Source organism: Paenibacillus sp. NPDC055715, assembly GCF_053617595.1.
Genome location: NZ_JBSHGA010000002.1, coordinates 144244 through 165735, shown reverse-complemented (window position 1 = coordinate 165735; position 21492 = coordinate 144244). Strand labels below are relative to the sequence as shown.

Annotated in this window: 22 protein-coding genes and 2 pseudogenes; 3 read left to right on the top strand and 21 right to left on the bottom strand. The window is 38.0% G+C overall.

What is annotated here, in order from left to right; genetic code table 11:
- Nucleotides 1-159: 159 nt before the first annotated feature.
- Nucleotides 160-873 (bottom strand): 2,3,4,5-tetrahydropyridine-2,6-dicarboxylate N-acetyltransferase, encoded by a 714-nt coding sequence (dapD, locus tag ACWGOO_RS05130; RefSeq protein ID WP_452481723.1) that lies wholly within the window; start codon nt 871-873, stop codon nt 160-162.
- A 111-nt stretch (nt 874-984) separates the two neighbouring features.
- The gene (locus ACWGOO_RS05125; protein WP_452481722.1) at nt 985-1884 is read right to left on the bottom strand and encodes a hypothetical protein; all 900 of its coding nucleotides are present in this window, start codon (nt 1882-1884) and stop codon (nt 985-987) included.
- A 536-nt stretch (nt 1885-2420) separates the two neighbouring features.
- Between ACWGOO_RS05125 and ACWGOO_RS05120 the strand changes: the two genes are divergently transcribed.
- From ACWGOO_RS05120 to ACWGOO_RS05110, 3 genes and pseudogenes are all read left to right on the top strand, one after another.
- The gene (locus ACWGOO_RS05120) at nt 2421-3284 is read left to right on the top strand and encodes a sulfurtransferase (RefSeq protein WP_452481721.1); all 864 of its coding nucleotides are present in this window, start codon (nt 2421-2423) and stop codon (nt 3282-3284) included.
- Nucleotides 3285-3550: 266 nt separating this feature from the next.
- Nucleotides 3551-4012, top strand: coding sequence for a helix-turn-helix domain-containing protein (locus tag ACWGOO_RS05115; protein WP_452481720.1), 462 nt, complete (start codon nt 3551-3553; stop codon nt 4010-4012).
- Nucleotides 4013-4101: 89 nt separating this feature from the next.
- Nucleotides 4102-4566 (top strand): annotated as a pseudogene (locus ACWGOO_RS05110) (transposase).
- Nucleotides 4567-5147: 581 nt separating this feature from the next.
- Here the strand turns inward: ACWGOO_RS05110 and ACWGOO_RS05105 are convergent.
- From ACWGOO_RS05105 to ACWGOO_RS05015, 19 genes and pseudogenes are all read right to left on the bottom strand, one after another.
- Complete coding sequence (locus ACWGOO_RS05105; RefSeq protein ID WP_452481719.1) at nt 5148-6509, bottom strand: caspase family protein; 1362 nt, start codon at nt 6507-6509, stop codon at nt 5148-5150.
- Nucleotides 6510-6730: 221 nt separating this feature from the next.
- Entirely contained in the window at nt 6731-7720 is a 990-nt protein-coding gene (locus ACWGOO_RS05100; protein WP_452481718.1) for an HNH endonuclease, read from the bottom strand.
- Nucleotides 7721-7993: 273 nt separating this feature from the next.
- Complete coding sequence (locus tag ACWGOO_RS05095; RefSeq protein ID WP_452481717.1) at nt 7994-8689, bottom strand: hypothetical protein; 696 nt, start codon at nt 8687-8689, stop codon at nt 7994-7996.
- 209 nt (nt 8690-8898) lie between these two features.
- Nucleotides 8899-9272: pseudogene (locus ACWGOO_RS05090) on the bottom strand (retropepsin-like aspartic protease).
- The gene (locus ACWGOO_RS05085; protein WP_014282628.1) at nt 9273-9515 is read right to left on the bottom strand and encodes a hypothetical protein; all 243 of its coding nucleotides are present in this window, start codon (nt 9513-9515) and stop codon (nt 9273-9275) included. It abuts the pseudogene before it with no gap.
- A gap of 188 nt (nt 9516-9703) precedes the next feature.
- The gene (locus tag ACWGOO_RS05080; protein WP_452481716.1) at nt 9704-10720 is read right to left on the bottom strand and encodes a hypothetical protein; all 1017 of its coding nucleotides are present in this window, start codon (nt 10718-10720) and stop codon (nt 9704-9706) included.
- Between the two features lie 223 nt (nt 10721-10943).
- The gene (locus ACWGOO_RS05075; RefSeq protein ID WP_452481715.1) at nt 10944-11690 is read right to left on the bottom strand and encodes a class I SAM-dependent methyltransferase; all 747 of its coding nucleotides are present in this window, start codon (nt 11688-11690) and stop codon (nt 10944-10946) included.
- 426 nt (nt 11691-12116) lie between these two features.
- Nucleotides 12117-12401 carry a DUF5071 domain-containing protein gene (locus tag ACWGOO_RS05070; RefSeq protein WP_452481714.1) on the bottom strand — a complete coding sequence of 95 codons (285 nt, stop codon included), beginning with the start codon at nt 12399-12401 and terminating at the stop codon, nt 12117-12119.
- 203 nt (nt 12402-12604) lie between these two features.
- Nucleotides 12605-13147 (bottom strand): hypothetical protein, encoded by a 543-nt coding sequence (locus ACWGOO_RS05065; RefSeq protein WP_452481713.1) that lies wholly within the window; start codon nt 13145-13147, stop codon nt 12605-12607.
- A gap of 195 nt (nt 13148-13342) precedes the next feature.
- Nucleotides 13343-14017: a HEPN domain-containing protein gene (locus ACWGOO_RS05060; protein ID WP_452481712.1), complete on the bottom strand. Its 675-nt coding sequence runs from the start codon at nt 14015-14017 to the stop codon at nt 13343-13345.
- Nucleotides 14018-14285: 268 nt separating this feature from the next.
- Nucleotides 14286-14816: a hypothetical protein gene (locus ACWGOO_RS05055; protein WP_452481711.1), complete on the bottom strand. Its 531-nt coding sequence runs from the start codon at nt 14814-14816 to the stop codon at nt 14286-14288.
- A 243-nt stretch (nt 14817-15059) separates the two neighbouring features.
- Nucleotides 15060-15647, bottom strand: a complete 588-nt coding sequence (locus ACWGOO_RS05050) for a histidine phosphatase family protein (RefSeq protein WP_452481710.1) — start codon at nt 15645-15647, stop codon at nt 15060-15062.
- A gap of 185 nt (nt 15648-15832) precedes the next feature.
- On the bottom strand, nt 15833-16456 hold the full coding sequence (locus ACWGOO_RS05045) for a hypothetical protein (protein WP_452481709.1): 624 nt from the start codon (nt 16454-16456) through the stop codon (nt 15833-15835).
- Between the two features lie 156 nt (nt 16457-16612).
- Complete coding sequence (locus ACWGOO_RS05040) at nt 16613-17797, bottom strand: DUF6932 family protein (RefSeq protein WP_452481708.1); 1185 nt, start codon at nt 17795-17797, stop codon at nt 16613-16615.
- Between the two features lie 388 nt (nt 17798-18185).
- The gene (locus tag ACWGOO_RS05035; protein WP_452481707.1) at nt 18186-18509 is read right to left on the bottom strand and encodes a hypothetical protein; all 324 of its coding nucleotides are present in this window, start codon (nt 18507-18509) and stop codon (nt 18186-18188) included.
- Between the two features lie 167 nt (nt 18510-18676).
- Nucleotides 18677-19207 (bottom strand): GNAT family N-acetyltransferase, encoded by a 531-nt coding sequence (locus ACWGOO_RS05030; RefSeq protein WP_452481706.1) that lies wholly within the window; start codon nt 19205-19207, stop codon nt 18677-18679.
- Nucleotides 19208-19619: 412 nt separating this feature from the next.
- Complete coding sequence (gene comI, locus ACWGOO_RS05025; RefSeq protein WP_452481705.1) at nt 19620-19715, bottom strand: competence inhibitor ComI; 96 nt, start codon at nt 19713-19715, stop codon at nt 19620-19622.
- A 335-nt stretch (nt 19716-20050) separates the two neighbouring features.
- Nucleotides 20051-20479, bottom strand: coding sequence for a hypothetical protein (locus tag ACWGOO_RS05020; protein WP_452481704.1), 429 nt, complete (start codon nt 20477-20479; stop codon nt 20051-20053).
- A 316-nt stretch (nt 20480-20795) separates the two neighbouring features.
- Nucleotides 20796-21437 (bottom strand): hypothetical protein, encoded by a 642-nt coding sequence (locus ACWGOO_RS05015; protein WP_452481703.1) that lies wholly within the window; start codon nt 21435-21437, stop codon nt 20796-20798.
- Nucleotides 21438-21492: the final 55 nt, after the last annotated feature.

Here is a 21492-nt window from a genome sequence, read left to right as displayed (position 1 = left end):
TTATCAGGTTTATCAGACAAAAGAACAAAAGGACAAAAGCCCGGCGCAGCCGCCGAGCCTTGTCCGTTGTGCTTCGTCCCTAAATTGTGCTGTCAATGCATCATGCCACTGACAAGGAATCGTTCACCTTTTGTGCATTTAAAAACTCTTTTTTCAGTCTTACAGAACGCGCAGTTCTTTCAAAATCTCAGTTTTAGATTTGGTCTTATCGTCAACCTGTTTGATCACACGTGCAGGTGTACCCGCCACTACGGAGTATTCAGGTACATCTTCGGTTACGACAGCTCCGGCTGCAACAACTGCACCTTTACCAATTCGTACGCCTTCCAACACGACCGAGTTCGCACCGATCAATACATCGTCTTCTACCACAACAGGCTGTGCAGAAGGAGGTTCAATAACACCGGCAAGGACCACGCCTGCACCGATGTGACACATGTTACCTACTTTAACACGGCCGCCAAGTACAGCATTCATATCAATCATTGTGCCTTCACCAATAGTGACACCGATGTTAATGACTGCACCCATCATAATGACTGCGTTATTACCGATACCAACCATATCGCGAATATACGCGCCTGGCTCGATGCGGGCATTGATGCCTTTCAGATCGAGCATAGGCACTGCGGAATTGCGGCGGTCGTTTTCCACCACATAGTCTTCTTCGTTAGCATTAACACTGTCCAGAACAGGCTTGATGTCGGCCCAATCGCCAAATACAACGCCGCTGTCTCCGGAAATAAAAGCTTGAACATTCTCACCGAATGATGCGGAAGCCAAAGCCCCTTTTACATATACTTTAACAGGTGTTTTTTTCTTGCTGTTTTTAATCACGTTGATGACTTCTTGTGTGTTCATTTCGATGGACATAGTAAATCGAACAACTCCTTCATCGCTTCATACGACTTCGCAAGCCGGAATAATCTTATTCTCTCATCTTTTATAGCACAAAAGTACAGGTCCCGCAATTACGGATTCGAGTTACTTGTTGGCTTGCAGGCTGTCCAGCGATGTATAAATGAAGGATTCGAATCCTTCGGCAGGCTTGCCTTGAGGAATGCTTACCTTCACGATGAAGCCGCCTGTTTTATTTTCCACTACAATATATTGACGTGTACCCTTCGAGCCGCTCGCTTGCAGGAACAGACGGCTGCTGGTTAGCGCTTGAGGCACTTTGGCTTTGTCTACTTTCACCGCTTTACCGATAGAAGACAGATCCTTTTCGCCTTTCTTTTGAAGCTCGTCCAGATTAAAATCGGAAGGCAGCTTCGTAATTTCAGCGTAATAGTTATCATCTACAGCCAAGGCTACGCGGTTTTGATCAGGAAACAGGGACATAGGGTCAAACACATACAGTGAATATCCCTCTCCTTTTGCCAATGTAGCTGTCTGCTTTTCCTTTTTCCCTTCAAGGCCAAGCTCAAAAACTTTCGTTTTCGAGCGTTCACCGCCTACTGCCTGACTGGAGCTGCCGTTTTGCGTGCCGCCAGCTTCTATTTTTTCAATTTTCGTCAAAATCAGTTGCTTGGCAGTCGCGTCGCCTTCCACTGCTTTTTCGTTGTATTCAAATGCGACCGAATCGCCTTCCTTAAGTCCGGCTACCACCGTGTCTAGTCCGTCACCCAGCTGGAAAGATCGGGCTTCACCATTGGTTTCAATTTCAACCGTGTGCGGGTCAGCAGCTCCGTTGTACACACCTGTTCCCTTTTTGGCCTCCGGCTCGGCGATCGGCTCCGATTTCACTTGTGGCTGTTGCGTTTGCGGTTGGTCTGCCCCTTGAGGTGCAGTATTATTGGTTTGCGGTTTCGTTCCACAGCCTGACAGAGCCAGCGCTGCTACTACAGTTAACAGTATGATTGAAAATGTGTTGCTTTTTTTCATAAAATCCACCTCCACTATAATAGACGAGTTTGTGCGGCAAAAGTTCTACGCAGCTTCATACTTATAATCCTTCCTCCTGCTCCCGCTTTTTATATTCTCAGGATTTTAGAAAAATCATAATTCCACGCGGATGTCAGGTACGGTATAATGGGCTGTACTAAACCTAATTTTCGAGATATCGATGGAAGGAAGCGTACACGCACTATTCTTACTCCGTAACTGGACGAAGCTTTCACAAGTTCTACCGTTATTATGACATTGGAGCCGATCCTTGTCATGCTCGATTCTTTTTTTGTTTTTCCGTACAGGCACAAACCGCGCTCTGCCTTACAATTTGGTGCAGGATTCTTCATCCTGTTCGGGGTATGGATTTTTATCCGGTACGGAACGGATTTCAAGAAGCAAGTTGTCCACCAAAGTGAATTGCCTGCCAGTGAGCTTCCCCTTAAGACGGGCTCCTCACTTATTTACCCCATTTTCATGAACGGTACTCAATTAAATGATCTCAATGATAAAAAGGAAAGGCGGAATCCCTTATGAAATCCATCGTATCCAAACGCTGGCTGTTAGCTCGACTATATGAGCCAGATATCATCATCGCAGACTGCCGTTCTCTGCTCGGACAAGCCGGAGCGGGGCGGGCTCAATTTAATGAGGATCATATTCCGGGGGCTGTTCACTTCGACCTGGAGGAAGACCTCACGGCTCCTCTGAGTAAACATGGCGGACGGCATCCTTTACCGGATGCTGACACATTTGCTGCGCGCCTGAGTCGCGCCGGAATCAACGCCTCTTCACGCATCATCGCCTACGACGATCAAGGCGGCATGATGGCTTCCCGCTTCTGGTGGCTGCTGCGCTATTTGGGTCATGAGCAGGTGTATGTGCTGGATGAAGGCTACAGCGCTTGGAAAGAAGCGAAGTTCCCAGTCACGGCAGACCAGCCGATTCGCATTCCCTCGACCTTTGCAGCGAACCTTCAGCCACAAATGCTCACAAGTATGGAAGAAGTACACCGTATTTCCGAAGGTTCGTTTCCCGCTGGCTCCCATATCGGTTTTTCACCTATATTGATCGACTCCAGAGAGCGACCGCGCTACCTGGGACTGGAAGAGCCCATAGATCAAGCAGCGGGACATATCCCAGGTGCGGTGAATTTCTTCTGGAAAGAGGTCTTGGACGAAAAGGGTACATTTAAAAGCACAGAGCAGTTGAAACAGCATTTCTCAGACCTCGATCAGAACGCTGAGATCATCGTATATTGCGGCTCAGGCGTATCCGCCTGCCCGAATGTGCTGGCCTTGAATGAGGCAGGATTTAGTAATGTGAGACTCTATCCGGGGAGCTGGAGCGATTGGATTAGCTATGAGGAAAATCCGGTGGCTACCGGGGAGAAATAAACATTCTCAACGGATACACAGGTTCTAAAAGCAATTAAACTGCCTAAGCAACTATAGCTCTGAACTGCACCCCAATTGTTAGACACCATCTAACATTGGAGGTGCAGTTTTTGTAATGGCTAAAGTGACCACACAAGTACAAGCAGAGACACCACAAAAAAATTGTCTATATAGATTGAATTAAAGTTCATAGCAAACGTTGCAGGGAAAATGAACCATTTGTCGAATATGAAACAGATCAAAAAATCGGACAAGTGGGGAACGTCATGAATAAGCAGAATGAACTGGAAAAAGTAGTAGAAGTCATGAAACAAGCTAAAGAACGCCGAATGTATGAACGTTATCAAGCCATCTATTTGCATTTGAAAGGTACATCCATGACGGTGATCGCTGACATTCTGAATCGAAATCGAATGACCTTGAGCCATTACATTCATACGTACAAAAACGGCGGGCGGGCTGCCTTGCAGCTCAAGCACTCTCCGGGTGCCCCCTCTCGGTTGACGAAGGAACAGCAGGATCGGTTGAAACAAACGGTGGCCTATTCGGTGCCCCACGAGGTCGGCTTCACGGCCAACTACAACTGGACCCTTGAGCTCATCGCCACGTATGTGGAGCGAGAATGGGGCCACCGCTACTCGCTTCGTGGCATCTCCAAAGTGATGGAACACTTAGGACTCAGCTACACCAAACCGACCTATACCCTCGCAACGGTAGATCATGAGTAGCAACGCCCGTTTACCGAAACGACGTTTCCCGATTTAAAAAAAGATTGTTGAATGACGAAATCGATCATCTGCTGTTTGAAGATGAATCGATGATTCGAGACTACCAAGCGATTCAGAAAACCTGGTTTCTCCGAGGCAAACAGCGAATCATCCAAACGACGGGCAAGCACCGTGGTGTCAAGTTGCTGGCTACGGTAGACTATGCGACAGGGCAGATCGTTTGGCAAGAAGACGAACAATATACCGCCGAGACCTTTTTAGCATGTCTTCAGAAAGTTCTTGAGGTATACCCTGAGGGAATATCGTCATCGTATTAGATAACGCCCGAATTCATCATGCGAAGCTGCTACAACCTTTTGGGGACGAACAAAAAAAATCGGCTTGGATTCGTGTTTCTGCCGCCTTACAGTCCTCAACTGAACATCGTGGAAGGACTCTGGAATGGCTTAAATCCAGTGTCATCAACAATGGTGTTCTATTCCACCGTTGCCGAAATCCGTCTGCGTGTAGGGCAGTTTATGGATGAAATCATGAAGAGCCCGCAAGTCATATAGAAGAATCTACAGGAATTAATCCATTATGTTGTTTAAAACGTTCAGTTAAATCTACAGTTAAACCGATATAGTATAATTCTTGTGTATAGTAGTTCCAATAGCAATATATACCAGAAGATGCCCAACCATAACTATCATTTGGTGAGCATAAATCATCAAGAGCCTCTGCTATTTAATGCATCTCGTTACGATGATACGCGTCCATTATTATAGTTCCAAACATCTCTCTTCTCCTTGTTCTCTACTAAAATTTATTAGCTTTAAGATATTAACTATATAGAAAAATATACCATGAGCTATCATTTCATTTTAAGCCCTAATTTCACATAACGTTCTTGTATTCTCGAACCCGAGGACCTTAAGGCCGGCTTGACCGGCCGGGTCCGCTTGCACTTAGGTTCGCAGGGTTATCTGCCTGACTTCACTTCCTCGAAATGCCTCGGGCAGATCAAGGCTCCGCCAGGAGCCACAGCGTGAATATGTTGTTATCTGATGAATTTGCCCCACATCTCCGAATTAAGACAGGACGTTGACCCACATTTAATTACTAATGTTATAATATATTTCAACTGAATATCTATTTACTCGTCAATTTCATTTAATAATTCTTTTTCAATTTCCTTTTCAAGCAAAAAATATCTTCTAATTCCATCCCAGCAATCCGAAAAGATTTCTTGAATCTCTACTTCCTCTAAATTGTAATCACTAGAATCTGTATATATTTTAAGTTCATCATTAGCAACGTCGAATTCAGAATCAAATATTGTATCACCCATTGGGTGTAGGCCTGAAATTTTCAAGGATAGCCCCAGAGAAACAGTTATTTCTCTCGTTTTGTCATCTTCGTAAAGAAATGCACTAAGGTTGAATTTATCATCACTTCTCTCAAATATAACTTCTTCCTCCCACTCGTACTCCATTAGAAAATCCATAATTTCTTCTAATATCTTTCTTATTTCATTCTTAACCTTACTAATCCTTATACAATACGCCTCTACATCTATTTCTTTCAATCCTTCATAATCATACATTGGAAAATGTCTTCCATCATTCTCGAGACCTCTAAGATGAGCAATTATCAAGTCATTTTCAAAATCAATAATAAGTCTTTCAGGAATAAATATAAAATCAATATAATTATTACTTCCTTCAGAATTAGCTCCTGAAACTTCAAAAATAATAAATGTATTTGAGCTAGAGACTTCGGCCCATGGTTTTTGAGTTCCTCTTATGTCTGTACTAGATTTAATATAATCCGGAACTATTTTGCTTAAATAATTCTGCAATGATGTGCTAGTAATAAATCGTTCATGTTCAACTGCTTCGGGGGCTTCTCCATTTAGTGCCTTTATCAGAAAATGTGTCCATATTCCATGTCCTAGTTCTGGACTACCGTACGATTTCTCTCCACGTGAACATGACAGAAACATAGCTCTATAATTGCTTGATCGCACAAAATCGCTAAACTCTTTGGTATTCATATCAGCAATAAAATCTCTGCTAACTAATTGCTCACCAATATAACTCGCACATGCATCTATAAATATCAAACATTGATTACATCTTGAGTTTCTTAGTGGCTCCATTAATATTCGGTTTAGTGAAACAGTAGTTTCTTGTATATTATTGGGGTGAGTGTCCCACGTTGTTATTTTGTTATATCCTCCATCATAAAATCCATGACCAGCATAATAGAAAATAAATCGATCACTTTCAGTAAGATTTGATATCTCATATTGAAGTTCTTCATTAAGCGCGGATTTTGTCGCATCAACATCAAGCCAAAGCTTAATATTTTCTTGAGGTACTTTAAGATTATTTATAAGCCATTGTTGAAATGCTATTGCATCATTCCTCGCATAATCAACTGTCTTGATTCTAAATTGATAATTTTCCACTGCTATTATTACTGCGAATATATTCCCATGAAATCCTGAATTCATAAAACACCACCCATGAATCTGTATAATTTCTTCGAGCAACAGGACGTTGCGAATGTAATACTTTCACTCTCTCTGGGGCAGATCTTTTAGATAACGTTCTAGTATTCACGACCCAGCCTATACTGGGTGTCCGGCGACTGCCGGAACAAGGACGAATGTCCGCAGCGTGAATATTATGTTAGGTGTAGTCGAAACCTCTACAAAGTATACTTAATCATTTTCTAAAAATGATGAGTCTTTTCTGTGTTAATTCCAGGACCAAAGCTAATATCTCTTGTATCTCTAATTTTTTTAAATTCATTAAGACCTGGATAAGGCTTCTTTGTTTTTTCTTCTTCTCTATACTGTGGGCGATGCATTCTGAAATTCATATCAATATGAGGACCGGACTGTACAATTAGAAAACCTGCTTCCATACGATAAGACGGCGTAAGGAATCTTCTAATCATATCGCATATATAATTCCCAGCTCTCGTCAATTCAACAATCAAATCTTGAACTAAACTTACATGGAATTTATATTTATTGAGCAAATCATTATATTTTTCTTCGGTGTGCTCTTTAGTGCTATAAAACCTTTCAGTGTAATAGTGGTCATTTCTCTCTTCGCTATACTTATGAAAAACAGATAAAAAGTCGTTCAGTATTTCAAGAAAGTTTTCGAAAGATTCTTTTAAATCTGGGTATACAGTAGGCCAGATACGAGAAAATAAATATGTCTTAACTCCTTGTAATTTAGCTTCCATTTCAATTGATATAGAGCTACCTCCTGCTCCGATTAACCATGATGTCCATGCTTCCCAATTATTTAAATCGCATAAATCAGACCATTTATCAATAAAAGTCATATAAATCTCTTCATCTCGTTGTTTCTGATTATCAATACTTAATGAATCTTTCACCCATTGTTCATGTGTCTCTTTAATTTTGTTTAAGTGTTCAACGGTGTAACCTCCTGGCTGATCATCAATAACTTTATGATGTATTTTACATAATAAAATCAAATTCCTATATCGGTCTCTCTCATCTGAATTAAGTATCGATTCTCCACGCGCCCCATCGGTTTCTCTTGCTACAATGTGACATTCGTCTCCAATCACTGACTCATCATCAGTTTCAGTTTCATCCATGACCAACTCCATTCGACATAAAGCACACCTGTTTGCTGCACGTCCCCAAAGCATTTTTCTAGTCTTCGAAGAAATACTCATTATTTATGTCTCCTTATCATTAGTCGATTTCACCTAACGTTCGGGTATTCACGACGTCCTATCGACTTAAGGCAGCGAAGCTGCCGGGTGCGCGTCAGCGCACTTAGTCGATTGGATGTGTCCGGCTGATTCCGCTTCCTCGCTACTGAAAATCTATCCCCGAAAATACTTCTAACTTCTGCCGGACCGAGGGGCGAATGCCCCAAAGCGTGAATACGGTGTTAGGTGGAATTATTGCCAACTTTGAGTTCCTTACAATCTTTGATTTCTTCATTAACAGGCACGATCCTCTAAATTGGGAATATCTGATTCTTCCATTGCTTTGTTCGTATCAAAATCAATATAAATTCCTGATATTTTCCCTGTGTTTTTCAATATAGTGAATGTAAGTTCATAATTATCTACCATAAAACTAATATCACTTATTGTTTGAGTTTGAGGCTCTTCGGCAACATCTTTACCGTAAGTAAATTTAATTTTTTCAATAGTATCGCCAACAAAAATGCCTCGTTTTGTTGGCACATTAATCAGATTTATTGAAACAATACGGCCTGATTTAAGGGTTGCATTATATAAGTAGTCGAATCTCAATTCTTCATTTTCCTTATCGGGGTAGGAAACTTGATACCAATCAAAAGACATTCCATTAACTTCACCCGCTGCCCTAATTCTAATATTCTCATTTGTTTCACCAATTGGAATATGTAATTTTGATGTTAGATCTTCCAACGGAGTTTTATTATTCAGAGTTAAACCATTGTAGATCACATCAAGATCAGCACTTGAAATCACTTCAGGACTGGGGTTTGCTATTTCAGTCGATCCATCAGAAGGAGTTTGGTTAATAGATTTATTTTGTAGACTTGGAGTTCCACCAATTGCATTGGATTCAGCTCTTTTACATCCTATCAACATTACAGATAGCATTAATACAATACATATTAATAAAACACAACTTTTTCTTATCATGAGATAATGCCCCCTCTTATTTTATATCCATTAGCTATAATTTCACCTAACGTTTCTGTATTCATGAACCCCGAAGGGGTTGTCTGCTGAAATTCTTCTTCGAAATCCTTCCCGCAGACCAAAGGCTCCGTTAAGAGCCGCAGCTTGAATATGATGTTAAGTGAAGTTCTATCCTTCCCTGAAACACCCACTAAAAACTTCCAGCTTCATTAACGTAGGAGTTCAAAGTGCTCTAGATCAACATTGAATTTGCCCTTTATTAATATATCTAACCCTAATAATCCGTTAATATTATGAAATCTAAATGAAGTAAAGTCTATTGGGTATCCCTTAAGATATATTCTCCTACCTGTATCCCTTCTATCGTTTTGGTAAACGCGTGTTCTTTACCTCCAATTCCATAACTTGTTATAATATCATCTTCTAAGCCAACTCGAATTCCAATATCATCTACTTCGTCCTGTGAAATCAACGTATGACTTGCTCCCGTATCAGTAACTACATTATTTATTACTTTCTTCTGTCCATTATAATGAATCGTTATTTCCGTAAATAACAATCCATCTCTATATTCAATTTTCATCTATAGATATCTCCTTAGACCAACATTCTTCCGAACTTTCACAATAACCCGATCCTTAGAAGTATGATAAATCAAGGTCTTATCTTTGCTATTCAATAATTCTTTTGTCGCTTCTTCATCACTCACGGGGCCAATTACAGCAACATCATCTATGAATTCTTGATTATCTTTCTCTTCAGAATGAAGAATTTCGAACTTCACAAATTGATTCGGAAAGATTTGTTGTACTTCTTGCCACTTCACCTTAATCCCTCCAAGCGTTTTTGGTAGTATTATATCATTTATTTAATCTTATGGCTTTCAATAAAAATTTCACTTAACGTTCCTGTATTCACGACCCAACGTATGTTGGGTGTCCGGCGCATGCCGGACCCAGGGCGTATGCCCGCAGCGTGAATATTATGTTACAAGATGTTGGCGTCTTCTTCGAGTTACTGAATTAAGATTTTTAATTTATCAAGGAAATTTTTACTGAACAATCCTGTTAGTGATCCTATAATAAAACCACCTAAAAAATCCTCAACGGTAATTGCTTTGGTAGTATTAGATTTCCTAGCTGTTACTAATGCAACTAACAGCCCTAATAGTATACTTCCTGACATTGAACTCCAATTGATTTGAGTAAGACTATTGGATGATATTAAACTAAGTTTAATAAGATACCCACAAATTGATCCAAGCATACTTCCTGTAGGTACAGCAAATGCAGACGGATATATTTTTATTTTTTGAGTTATAGAACTATTAATAGCAGTACCATTTTCAGACTCTTTGTAACTTGTTTTAAATTGCGTTTCGCCAACTTTTGATTTTAATAAGTGGGGCGCCTTGAAACTAAAAGGGAATGTTAACGTTTCTCCAGCAGCTAAAGTAAATCCTTTGTTTAATTCGTTTGAACTTCCTAACTCACTTTGCAAATTTATTTTATCTATAATTCTTTTTAGCTTATCTTTATTTATTAAAAATGCTCTTTTAAGAAATCTATCCTCTTCTATTTTTCCCATCACATCATGTTCAATTCGTTCAACATCTTCCCAATCATCTATTTTCAAGGCTTCGATGGCCCACGTTGGTGTACTTTTAACAGTTTTCTTACCTGTGAGATATCCAAACATCCCGGCATATATATCTATTACTTGTACGAATAATAAAACAAATTTTTGAAATGTATTCAAAGAGTTTAGTTGATTTCTTTCATATGCACTATCAATCTGTTTTTGCATTTCATTAATTATTTTATTTTTCTTTTCCTCTAGCTCAGACAATTCCACATTTTCAATTTCATTTAATGAAGTTAATTGTTGACCAATCGTATGTGTAGGAAAAACATCTAATTGATGAATGTCCTTACCTGATATGTTTGTTACATTTACGGAAATAGTGTATTGTGTACTGCCTACAATCTGTTCATCTGCTACAATATCTATTTTGAGTTTTTTGTTTTTCATGTAAAGCCCCCATAAACTCTTTAAATTTCTGTCTGCGTTAATTTCTTATAACGTTCCCGTATTCACGACGCCCAGCGAATGCTGGGTGTGTCCGGCTGCCCCCGCTTCCCCGAAATCCTCCTGCCGGACCGAGGGCGTATGCCCGATGCGTGAATATAATGTTATCTGATGTCAGCCCTCCTTAGAGCCACTAACTCACTTATTTTGGGCTTCTTCAGTAATTTTAAAGTTTTCTTGCTTTGATAACGAAGGTTACAGGAAACATCTTCGCTCTTTTTACGAAATCATTATTTTCATCGTGCAATTGTATGATTTCATTCTCGGTTTCTTCAATCATTTGTTCAATAACAAACCCTGCTTTCGCCAACGCATTTATATAGGTTGATAGTTTACGGTCAGATAAGGTTAGCGCGCCTTGACAAAAATCAGGAGATACCGAATACCAAGATTCATCGAAATAACACTTGTTAAAAGCAAATCTATTATTTTCTTCAACAACACATTTGTGTATAGGATGAGACCAACTGAAAATAAAAACGCAGTCTTTTTTTAAATAAGAAGCAATTCGACAAAAAGTGCCTTCTAGGTCGGTTGTCCAGCCTATGGTGTAAATCGAATAAACAAAGTCAAAATAATCTACAGGTATGTCACATTCTTCTTCCATGGGAGAACAGATCAATTTTGCCGAAAGACCACACGCCGTCAAATGTTGTTTTGCCTTCTCAATTTGTTTTTCTGATATATCCACCCCCCATAGTTCAGATGCTTTGCGATCCCCCTGATATTGCAAGGATTGACCATTTCCACAGCCTATCTCTAACATCTTTTTTCCTGAGACATCGCCAAAAAGTTGGCATTTTTCTTCTGAGACAAATGATCCATAAAAAGGAAGCACGATTGCTCCTAAAAAGTCATTTCCTTTTGTATCCCAATAGAAGCTGTTTGTTTCATAAACACTATGCTTGTTCATCCTGTGACCTCCTCTAATATAAATTTTGTTCGCTGCTCAGGTGTTTACCAATTAGTCATTTATTAGGTTTAGTTAATTTATCTGAAATAAAGTAAGCAGCAATAAATGAAAGAATAAAATTAGTTGTAACATTATCTGGTGTCCATCCAAAGGTGTTCACCTCATTACTTAAGTGTCTATGATTTCGGTTGTTCCAGATAACGTTCTTGTATTCATGAACCCCGAAGGGGTTGCCTGCTGAAATGCCTCTCCGAAATCCATCTCGCAGACCAAGGCTCCGTCAGGAGCCGCTGCTTGAATAATATGTTATCAGATGTACTCGTCTTCTCGAGTTAGCTACCAACTCTCTCAAGTAATTCTATTAGTATGTCATCTAATTCTTCTTGTTTTTCATCTTCTGTGGGCGCATTAAGCATTCTATTTAGATCAGCTTTCAACTCTTTCAATGTATAATGGATCGGGCAGTTTTCTTATTAATCCATGTAATAAAAAGTATTTCCAACATCCATCATTCGTACTGAATATTTCCCTAATGTAGGGTATCAATTCTTCTTCGAAATTCAACAATACATTTTCTATCGGTTGAGCAATCGGCCAGTTTCCATCTTGTAGCCATTCCAGTAGTCCTGGTAAGATAGGTTTTAATTTCTCCATTGGTTTTTTCTTTAGTTGCTCTACTCTTTCAAAATCGTATTTATCTCGTGGTATCAATTCGTTTATTTTTATATTATTGACCTTCTTTCTTTATTCCAGTTTTGAGTATTTCTGATAACGTTCCTGTATTCATGAACCCGAAGGGGTTGTCTGCTGAAATGCTTCCCTGAAATCCTTCTCGCAGACCAAGGCTCCAAAGGAGCCGCTGCTTGAATATTATGTTATATGTAGTTGAGAGCCCTCATGGAAATGCTCAAATATTAATATAGTTTAGGAGGGCATCCTTTATTTTCAAGCACTTTACGTACATTCCCTTCCCACTGTCCCATAATCTGTCTCCATTCACTTGATTCAAGGTAAATGTTGGGCATTTTATCAAGATCAAATTCTGGCAGATACAACCCAGTCACTCCTCTCTCCAACACACCATCATCTATTACTCCAGATTCTCTAAGTATCAATATTGGTAATCCAATTTGAAAGGCCATAGCTGGTTCTATATGACAATAGGGACTTGTCGTCCATTTATTTGATAGATCATATTCTGACTGGCCAATATCGCTACTAGGTTTTCCTGTTCCTTTCTCTATAAGCGCTCTTCTAAATGAAATTGTTATAAGACCATTTGATTCAAGCATTAGCCTACGTATAGCCGTTAGGGGTGCATTCATATCATAATCCGTTATTCCCAATGTCCTAGGTGTGAAACCTCTATCTTCTAAATACTTTATGACTAGATTAATAAATTCTTCTTGTCTTTTTAGATATGGTCTTGGATAGCTTAAAAATACTGAAATTCCCATAACTGCAATTCCTCCATATTTTTTATAGTCAGTTTTGCCTCAATTACATATAACGTTCCTGTATTCACGAACCCCGAAGGGGTTGTCTGCTGAATCTGCTTCCACGAAATTTATCCAGCAGACCAAGGCTCCGTGAGGAGTCGCTGCTTGAATATTATGTTAGGCGAAGTTATTTCAACATCTTCGAACTTCCCCTCAAAAATAAAATAATCCTAAAAAATCAGCAGGATCTATAATTTCAATTCCTAGTTCCGATAATTTTTTTCCTATTGCTCTTAAAAATTCTTCGATTACATTCGAAAAATTGTCTAATTTCTCTAAATCTATTTCATGATTTTTACCTTCATGAACAATTTCATTACGAAGTAGTGAAACTTCAGTAAGTATTTTGAGAACTTCCTCTTCTAAAACCAATCCAGAAACTTCACGGATTTTTTTAGTCACATTTCTAATATGTCCGGAGCTGTAAAAATTGGCTGCTCTGTTTGAAAGTTCTGATATGTAGCTTTGTTTAGATTCATGCTTCAGAAAGTCTTGAAGAGAAAATCCTAAATTAGGGTTATCCCGTAACAACAATAATCTGTTAGGTTCTTTCTGAAATAAACACTTAAAAAAATCAGAGATCGATGCTTCGATAATTGTTGCCATATAAACTATTAATTGATTATTCATAAAATTTATCATTGAACTTAGATCATTCTTAGTAAAAGAATGCCAATCCCCCCTTGTTTCGTCATCAAGAGGTATCTTAAATAACTCTCCATTATCATCCACCCTATACCCAAACTTATTTGTATGGATTCTTAACGCATCTTCATCATTGACGTATTCTAATAATGTTTTATATTTTTGAAATGAATCAAAATTCATTGTCCAATATTGAATAAAATTGAATTATGTCATGTAATCTCCTAAAAATTGAAATAATTTCGTCTAACGTTTCTGTGTTCACGACGTCCATTCACCCTAAGCAGCCTGAGTCGTGCGGCTAGCACGATCTCGTCCAGCCGTGATGCGGTTGGGTCAATGGATGTGTCCCGGCAACCACTTCTCCGACTTCTCTTCCGGGACCAAGGCGGCTTGTCCGCCGATGCGTGAACACTTTGTTATCGGATGGATATGCCTTCCTGAATAAACTCTAGATTGTCTTAATAATCTTTTTTGCCCTTATCGATAACTGGTTAATGATGTAACTTGAATAATCGTCCTCTATCTTATTCAAACAGAACATTAATGCCTCAATAAAATCTAAATCTATACTCGGACTACCTTCATAAAAATATCTCCATATAGTGAAAGAATCTTTGTGGTAAGTTAATAAATTGTTAAAATTATTCTCATCAATTCGATCGTCTACTTTAAGAATTTCAGATTTAAGATTGTACGCATTAATCGTTCGATTCATAATATCTTTTCGAGTAGATTCATCAAGCGTCTTAAAAAGTTTATATAGATCATGACCTTTTGGTGCTTTTCCATTGAGAGATTGACAAATACTCTTTAGAGCAAGCTCACATGAAAATGCTGCTGTAGTAATTGCAGGGACAAAATAAGCTGAAAAATAATCGCTATTATATTCACACTCTTCTAAGTGTTTATTCATTAAACATTTGTACGACAAAAAATATGCAGTTGCAGTTGCATCAACAACTCCGCTAATTATCTTCATTGAAACATCTCCTCAATGGTTTTTAAAATTGCATATCTTTCCGATAACGTTCCCGTATTCACGACGTCCTATCGACTTAAGGCAGCGAAGCTGCCAGGTGCGCGTCAGCGCACTTAGTCGATTGGATGTGTCCGGCTGATTCCGCTTCCTCGCTACTGAAAATCCATCCCCGAATATACTTCTAACTTCTGCCGGACCGAGGGGCGAATGCCCCGAAGCTTGAATATGGTGTTATCAGATGGATCAGCCTTCTTTGATATTACCCTCAAGATGTTTTGTACAGTTATGCAGTTCACATGTCCATTGATTATCTATTTTCTTTAAAATAGTTATTGATGTATTGCCAAAATGTTTTGTAGGAAAATCAGGAACTAAATTGATAAAGTTAAATTGAATTAAGGCACCATGAGAAACCACCAACACCTTTTCACCTTGGTGCTTCATCATTATTTCTTCTAAAAATTCTTCACCTCTCTTTTGGACTATCTCAATTGGCTCAAGTCCAAGATCTAATTCTCTCCAACCTGTTCCCCACTTTTCTATTCGTTCCTCTTCAGTAGTACCTTCAATCAATCCTCCGGACCTTTCCCGAAGACGATCATCAAGGCGAATATCTACTCCGATAGCACTCCCTACAATAAGAGCAGTTTGCTTTGCTCTTGCTAAAGTACTTGAATAAATATGATTCCAATCTTCTGATCTTAATCTCGTTGCTAAAAGTTTTGCTTGATTAATCCCATCCTGATCCAGCGAAATATCAGAGTTACCCTGTGCTCGTCCTTCTTTATTCCAACTGGTGCTACCATGCCTTATCAGTGCTATAGTCGTCATATAGTGCTCCTTCAATGTTTAAAATAGAATTGCTGATCTTTCTGATAACGTTTCTGTATTCATGAACCCCAAAGGGGTTGTCTGCTGAAATCCCTCCCCGAAATCCAGCTCGCAGACCAAGGCTCCATAAGAGCCGCAGCTTGAATATTATGTTAGGTGATTGTTCACTTCCTCATTGCTTACACTCACAAAATAGGTACTGTTTCTAAGTTTTCATACTTGTTATAAATAGTATGGAAGCAGCCTTCAAAATAATTGTATACCTCACTAAAGCTTAGTTTAAGATGTTCATAATCAATACCGTAATTATGCTCTTTGTTACCTATAAGTTGTGCCTCTTTATATTCATTATCAAATGGGTATCTAAACATCATAGAAGATGAATCAATACGCTCTAAATCTTCAATAGCATTTTTCATTATTATTATTGGTGTTCTATTTTTCTTAATAGCCTCACTTAAGTATTCCTGAAGTATGTTCTCTGTTTTATTCCATAAAGTCTGTAAACTATGTCCCTTCAGTTTTTCTTGAATTTTCTTTCTTGTCATACTTTTGTCCATTAAATAGTGGGTTAAAAGAATAGCCTTTAGTATCAACTCAGTTGCATGGCGGTATAAGAAAATGCTTGGAATGATTACTTCATCAGCCTTGTTAGTAATGTTATCACCAACAGAATCTATCAATAAATCTCCACTCTTTTTGTACATCTCTGAATAAACTTTAAACTCCCAACTGGAATAGTTGCTTCTTCTCCAATTCGGAAATGCATTCTTTTTAATATCTGGATTTCTTTTAAATAATTCACCCATGAATATCCCTCCAACAAAATTGGTTGCAATTGAATTTCACCTAACGCTTTCTTATCCAAGACGTCCGACGAATGTCGGATGTGTCTGCTGAAGTAGCTTCCCGAAATCCATCTAGCAGACCAAGGTTCCGTAAGGATCCATAGCTTGAATATTATGTTATAAGATGTTGGTGCCGTCTTCGAGTTCTCTTTTATATTTCATCAATTCAAATAGATCAGTTCTATAAGCATATTGGTTAGCATCCAAGAAAGGCATCCATTTTGTTTCGATAATATCCCTCTTGATAACATTATTATGATCAAAAATATCATTTGTACTTTCTATAATAAGTGAGTTAAATTTATTAAAAAAACCAATAACTCCTGATTTACCAAATAAAATATCTAGCCCGGCTAATTTTTTATAGTCTGTATTTGGCATAAATTTAACCCATTGATCATTGGGGGCAATTTCATTCAGTACCCTCGATACATTAGAGAGTAAATGTTTATTCCAATTAAAATTAGTATTAATGATGGAACCAGTAAGGATAACACAATTAAAACTAACAGGTGGTTTTTCAAAACCCTCCAGGTAAGCAGCTAAAATGTATGTACCAAAAGAATGTGCAATAATCGAAATTGGTTCATCAAATCTTTTTCTTAGATCATAAATCCATTCTCGGAAATTGTTCACTATTTCCTTTCTTTTATTTGAATTAAACAATATTTTTGGAGTTTGATAATTATAGATATATGGAGCAAAAATCCAGCCTTGACTACTTGAAATTGGTGCAACATCTTTATTCCATTCGGCATGACTAAGCAATCCATGAATAGTAACTAAGACACCTTTATGTTCATTTAGTTCCTCTATATGCCTATTTATATATGCTCTTTTAATTATCTCATATTCATTAAAACCAGGATGTACTATCTCCCATTCATTATTTTCATCATATAAATCAATTTGAATTACACCTACATCAGCCCCGTACCTATTTTTAGAAAATAAATAAACATAAGAATCAGCAATATACTTATGCTCCAATGAAGCAAACATAACATCTAATTTAATATTTCCTATTTTCAATCTTTCTCCTCTTGGCGGTATGTATTCATCCTTTGCATATAAAATCAAGCAATCAATATCATGAGGTGAAGAAGTTTCCGTAATAAAAGACCCTCCAAAAAAAAGACACCCCGCGCCTGTTTCAACTGAAAAATCCAATATATCAGTTATAGCTTTTTTATAAGATTCTCGATAATCATTGCTACAAAATCTCTCAATAAATTCGCATCCATTACATCTAATAATACCAGTTGGTAAATTTCCTTGCTTTGTAAACTCTGGTATAGGCATATTTAAGAACTCCTTTAAATAACCATTAATTTTTTAATCGTCACCTATTTTTTGCACCAATTTCTTATAACGTTCCCGTATTCACGACGCTTGGCGAATGCCAGGTGTGTCCGGCTGCCTCTTCTTCCCTGAAATCCCCCTGCCGGACCGAGGGCGTATGCCCGATGCGTGAATATTATGTTATATGCTGCCTGTATCTTTCCAGATTCTCTTAATCTTATTCGATCTTTTCCTTCCTTAATTTTATGCTTTCTCTCTGTCTTTTCACAACCTCTTTTTTAGCACTTCTCTATGTTTTCCTATCTTTTGTTCTTTTTTTAAAATCTCTTTTCTATCCTTTCTTTTTCTCCATTTGCCTTGCCCGAAGTGTCTTCGTGCTTCCTGTTTCCTAGACCGAATCTTGGGCTTGTTGATCCTCTGGTTTTAACCTTTCTTCTCTCCTATTTCTTAAATGTCTTTTTCCCTTTGCCTTAAACAAAAAGCGCCGAAATGGCACCCGGCGCTTACACATTTGTTCTTCCTCTATGTTTTCCCTGCCTTTCAGGTTGCATATAACGTTTCTGTATTCATGAACCCGGCGAATGCCGAGGTGTCCGGCTGATACTGCTTCCCCGAAATCCCTCAATTCCGGACCGAGGGCGAATGCCCGATGCATGAATATTATGTTATCTGCCGTTAGCCGCATCCTGAATAATCCTGAACTTACTTCCACAATCTCTCTTCAATTGAATAATCCATCTCTTTAAAATATTCGATTATTCTTTGGGATTCCTGTTTGAACCCATTTGAATATTGAATCCCTATCCCATTTGAATCTGTATACTCAAAACTTAGATATTTAAATCCACCTCTTGGCCCGACATTTTGAGTTTTACATTTCTAGTATCCACAAAATTTGAAATACCAAAATATTGCTTTTTCATTTGCTGTCGGAAATTTAGAATATAGCATATTATCGACTGCACCGATAACAAAATTGTTTTTAGCATAAAAACGGCATGCAGAAACATTAACATCCTGCGTTTCAAGCATAAGACCAATGAAGTTATGCTGCCTTGCCCACTCGATTGCTTTGTGTAATAACGCTGTTCCAACACCCTTTTTTCTCCATTTTTTTGCAACTGCAATATCTTCTATAAAAGCATAGCCATTCCAATAAGAACGAAGCCTGATCTGTCCAATACAGTTAACATCGTCATAATAAAAATAAACAGCTTTGTTTTTGTCATCGATATAGCTTATGTCGATATCTTCATTGTCATATTGTTTATTATAATGATCAGAAAAAAGCTCTTCGGTATATGTCCAAATATCGTTCTCGTATTTTGGCACAATTCTCCCATAAACAATTAAGCCCTCATTAGGCTTGTTATAATCCTTACTATTTGTATGTGACATTTTAATGATCATATAATTAACTCCTTATTTAATATCTACGTCCACCTTTATTCTATATTGCATGTTTTCATAAGATTTTGCAGGGTTGCGAATAACGTTCCTGTATTCATGACCCCCGAAGGGGTTGTCTGCTTAAATACCTCCCGGAAATCCATCTCGCAGACCCAGACGCCGTCAGGGGCCGCTGCTTGAATATTATGTTATATGATGGATATGCTTCTTCGAGATTGCTTACTAACCTGTCCTTTTTCACTTCAATTATTTATTTTAGCTTTGATTCATCTTTTCTCATGTGTTATCATATTCTTAAAGAAAGACCAAGTGCGTCAACACTTGGTCAGTACAATTGGCTTGGATGGTTTATCCCTTCTTAAAGCTCTCGGAATAAAAACCCACCTTTGGCGGTCAACCTTGGGGTGGGTTTTTACTTTCTCTTGTTGTTATTGATGTATGTTAAAAGTGCAAGAATGAATGTTGTTCCGAATAATAGCATAAGGGTCATCGCATCTTTCACTTCCATGGTTTCACCTCCTTTCGAAGGGAAACCATACCCACCCAAGATTCAATTGTATCTATATTTTACCTGCATTTACATCTGCGCACAAGCGTTCTTATCTGCTTTCTTCTACATTCTTTTCTTGATCCATATTGCTTTTTATTTCTATTATATAACGTTTCTGTATTCACGAACCCGAGAACCTTAAGCCCCAACGGGGGCGGCCGCGACGCGGTTAGGATCGCAGGGTTGTCCGCCTAGATCCACTCCATCGAAAATTCCTCGGCTGGACCAAGAAGTCGCCAGGCTTCGCAGCGTAAATAAGATGTTATGTGTAATCGACGACTTCCTCGAATTAGCTAGATGCCTAATACTGAAATATAATTTTGGGATTTCAATTGCTCTTTAATCCATGTTTGAAATTCGTTAATTAATTCTCTCAGTTTTTCAATATTATTTTCATAGTCTTTTATAAACTCATCTTTACTACATCCAAAGAAAAAGCCAATATGCTCTTTAAGTGTATTCATTTTGTGGTGTCCTTCAAGAAGATTTATTACTCTTTCTAATCTCCCTAGGATCCTCCACCAAACTTCCTTTTGAATCTCATTAAAAGCATAGTGATCATAAGTAGGATATTCACTTTCAATTGATTTCTCTATAAAACCAAATACTTCTTCGGTCAAAAAGATTGAAGTATCATTCCAACATTGACCAAGGTATCTACCTGGCAAAATTTCAATATAACAAGTGCCTTCAAGTTCTTCTTTATTTTTTATTATCTTCATTGTGTTTACCTCTTAAATAATATCGTCGATTTCATATAACGTTTCTGTATTCACGACGCCTAGCGAATGCCAGGTGTGTCCGGCTTCTCCGAAATCCTTCTGCCGGACCCAGGGCGTATGCCCGCAGCGTGAATATTATGTTACAAGATGTTGGCGTCTTCTTCGAGTTACTGAATTAAGATTTTTAATTTATCAAGGAAATTTTCACTGAACAATCCTGTTAGTGATCCTATAATAAAACCACCTAAAAAATCCTCAACGGTAATTGCTTTGGTAGTATTAGATTTCCTAGCTGTTACTAATGCAACTAACAGTCCTAATAGTATACCTCCTGACATTGAACTCCAATTGATTTGAGTAAGACTATTGTTGATATTAAACTAAGTTTAATAAGATACCCACAAATTGATTCAAGCATACTTCCTGTAGGTACAGCAAATGCAGACGGATATATTTTTATTTTTTGAGTTATAGAACTATTAATAGCAGTACCATTTTCAGACTCTTTGTAACTTGTTTTAAATTGCATTTCGCCAACTTTTGATTTTAATAAGTGGGGCGCCATGAAACTAAAAGGGAATGTTAACGTTTCTCCAGCAGCTAAAGTAAATCCTTTGTTTAATTCGTTTGAACTTCCTAACTCACTTTGCAAATTTATTTTATCTATAATTCTTTTTAGCTTATCTTTATTTATTAAAAATGCTCTTTTAAGAAATCTATCCTCTTCTATTTTTTTCATCACATCATGTTCAATTCGTTCAACATCTTCCCAATCATCTATTTTCAAGGCTTCGATGGCCCACGTTGGTGTACTTTTAACAGTTTTCTTACCTGTGAGATATCCAAACATCCCGGCATATATATCTATTACTTGTACGAATAATAAAACAAATTTTTGAAATGTATTCAAAGAGTTTAGTTGATTTCTTTCATATGCACTATCAATCTGTTTTTGCATTTCATTAATTATTTTATTTTTCTTTTCCTCTAGGGCCTGTATGCAAACTGTACAA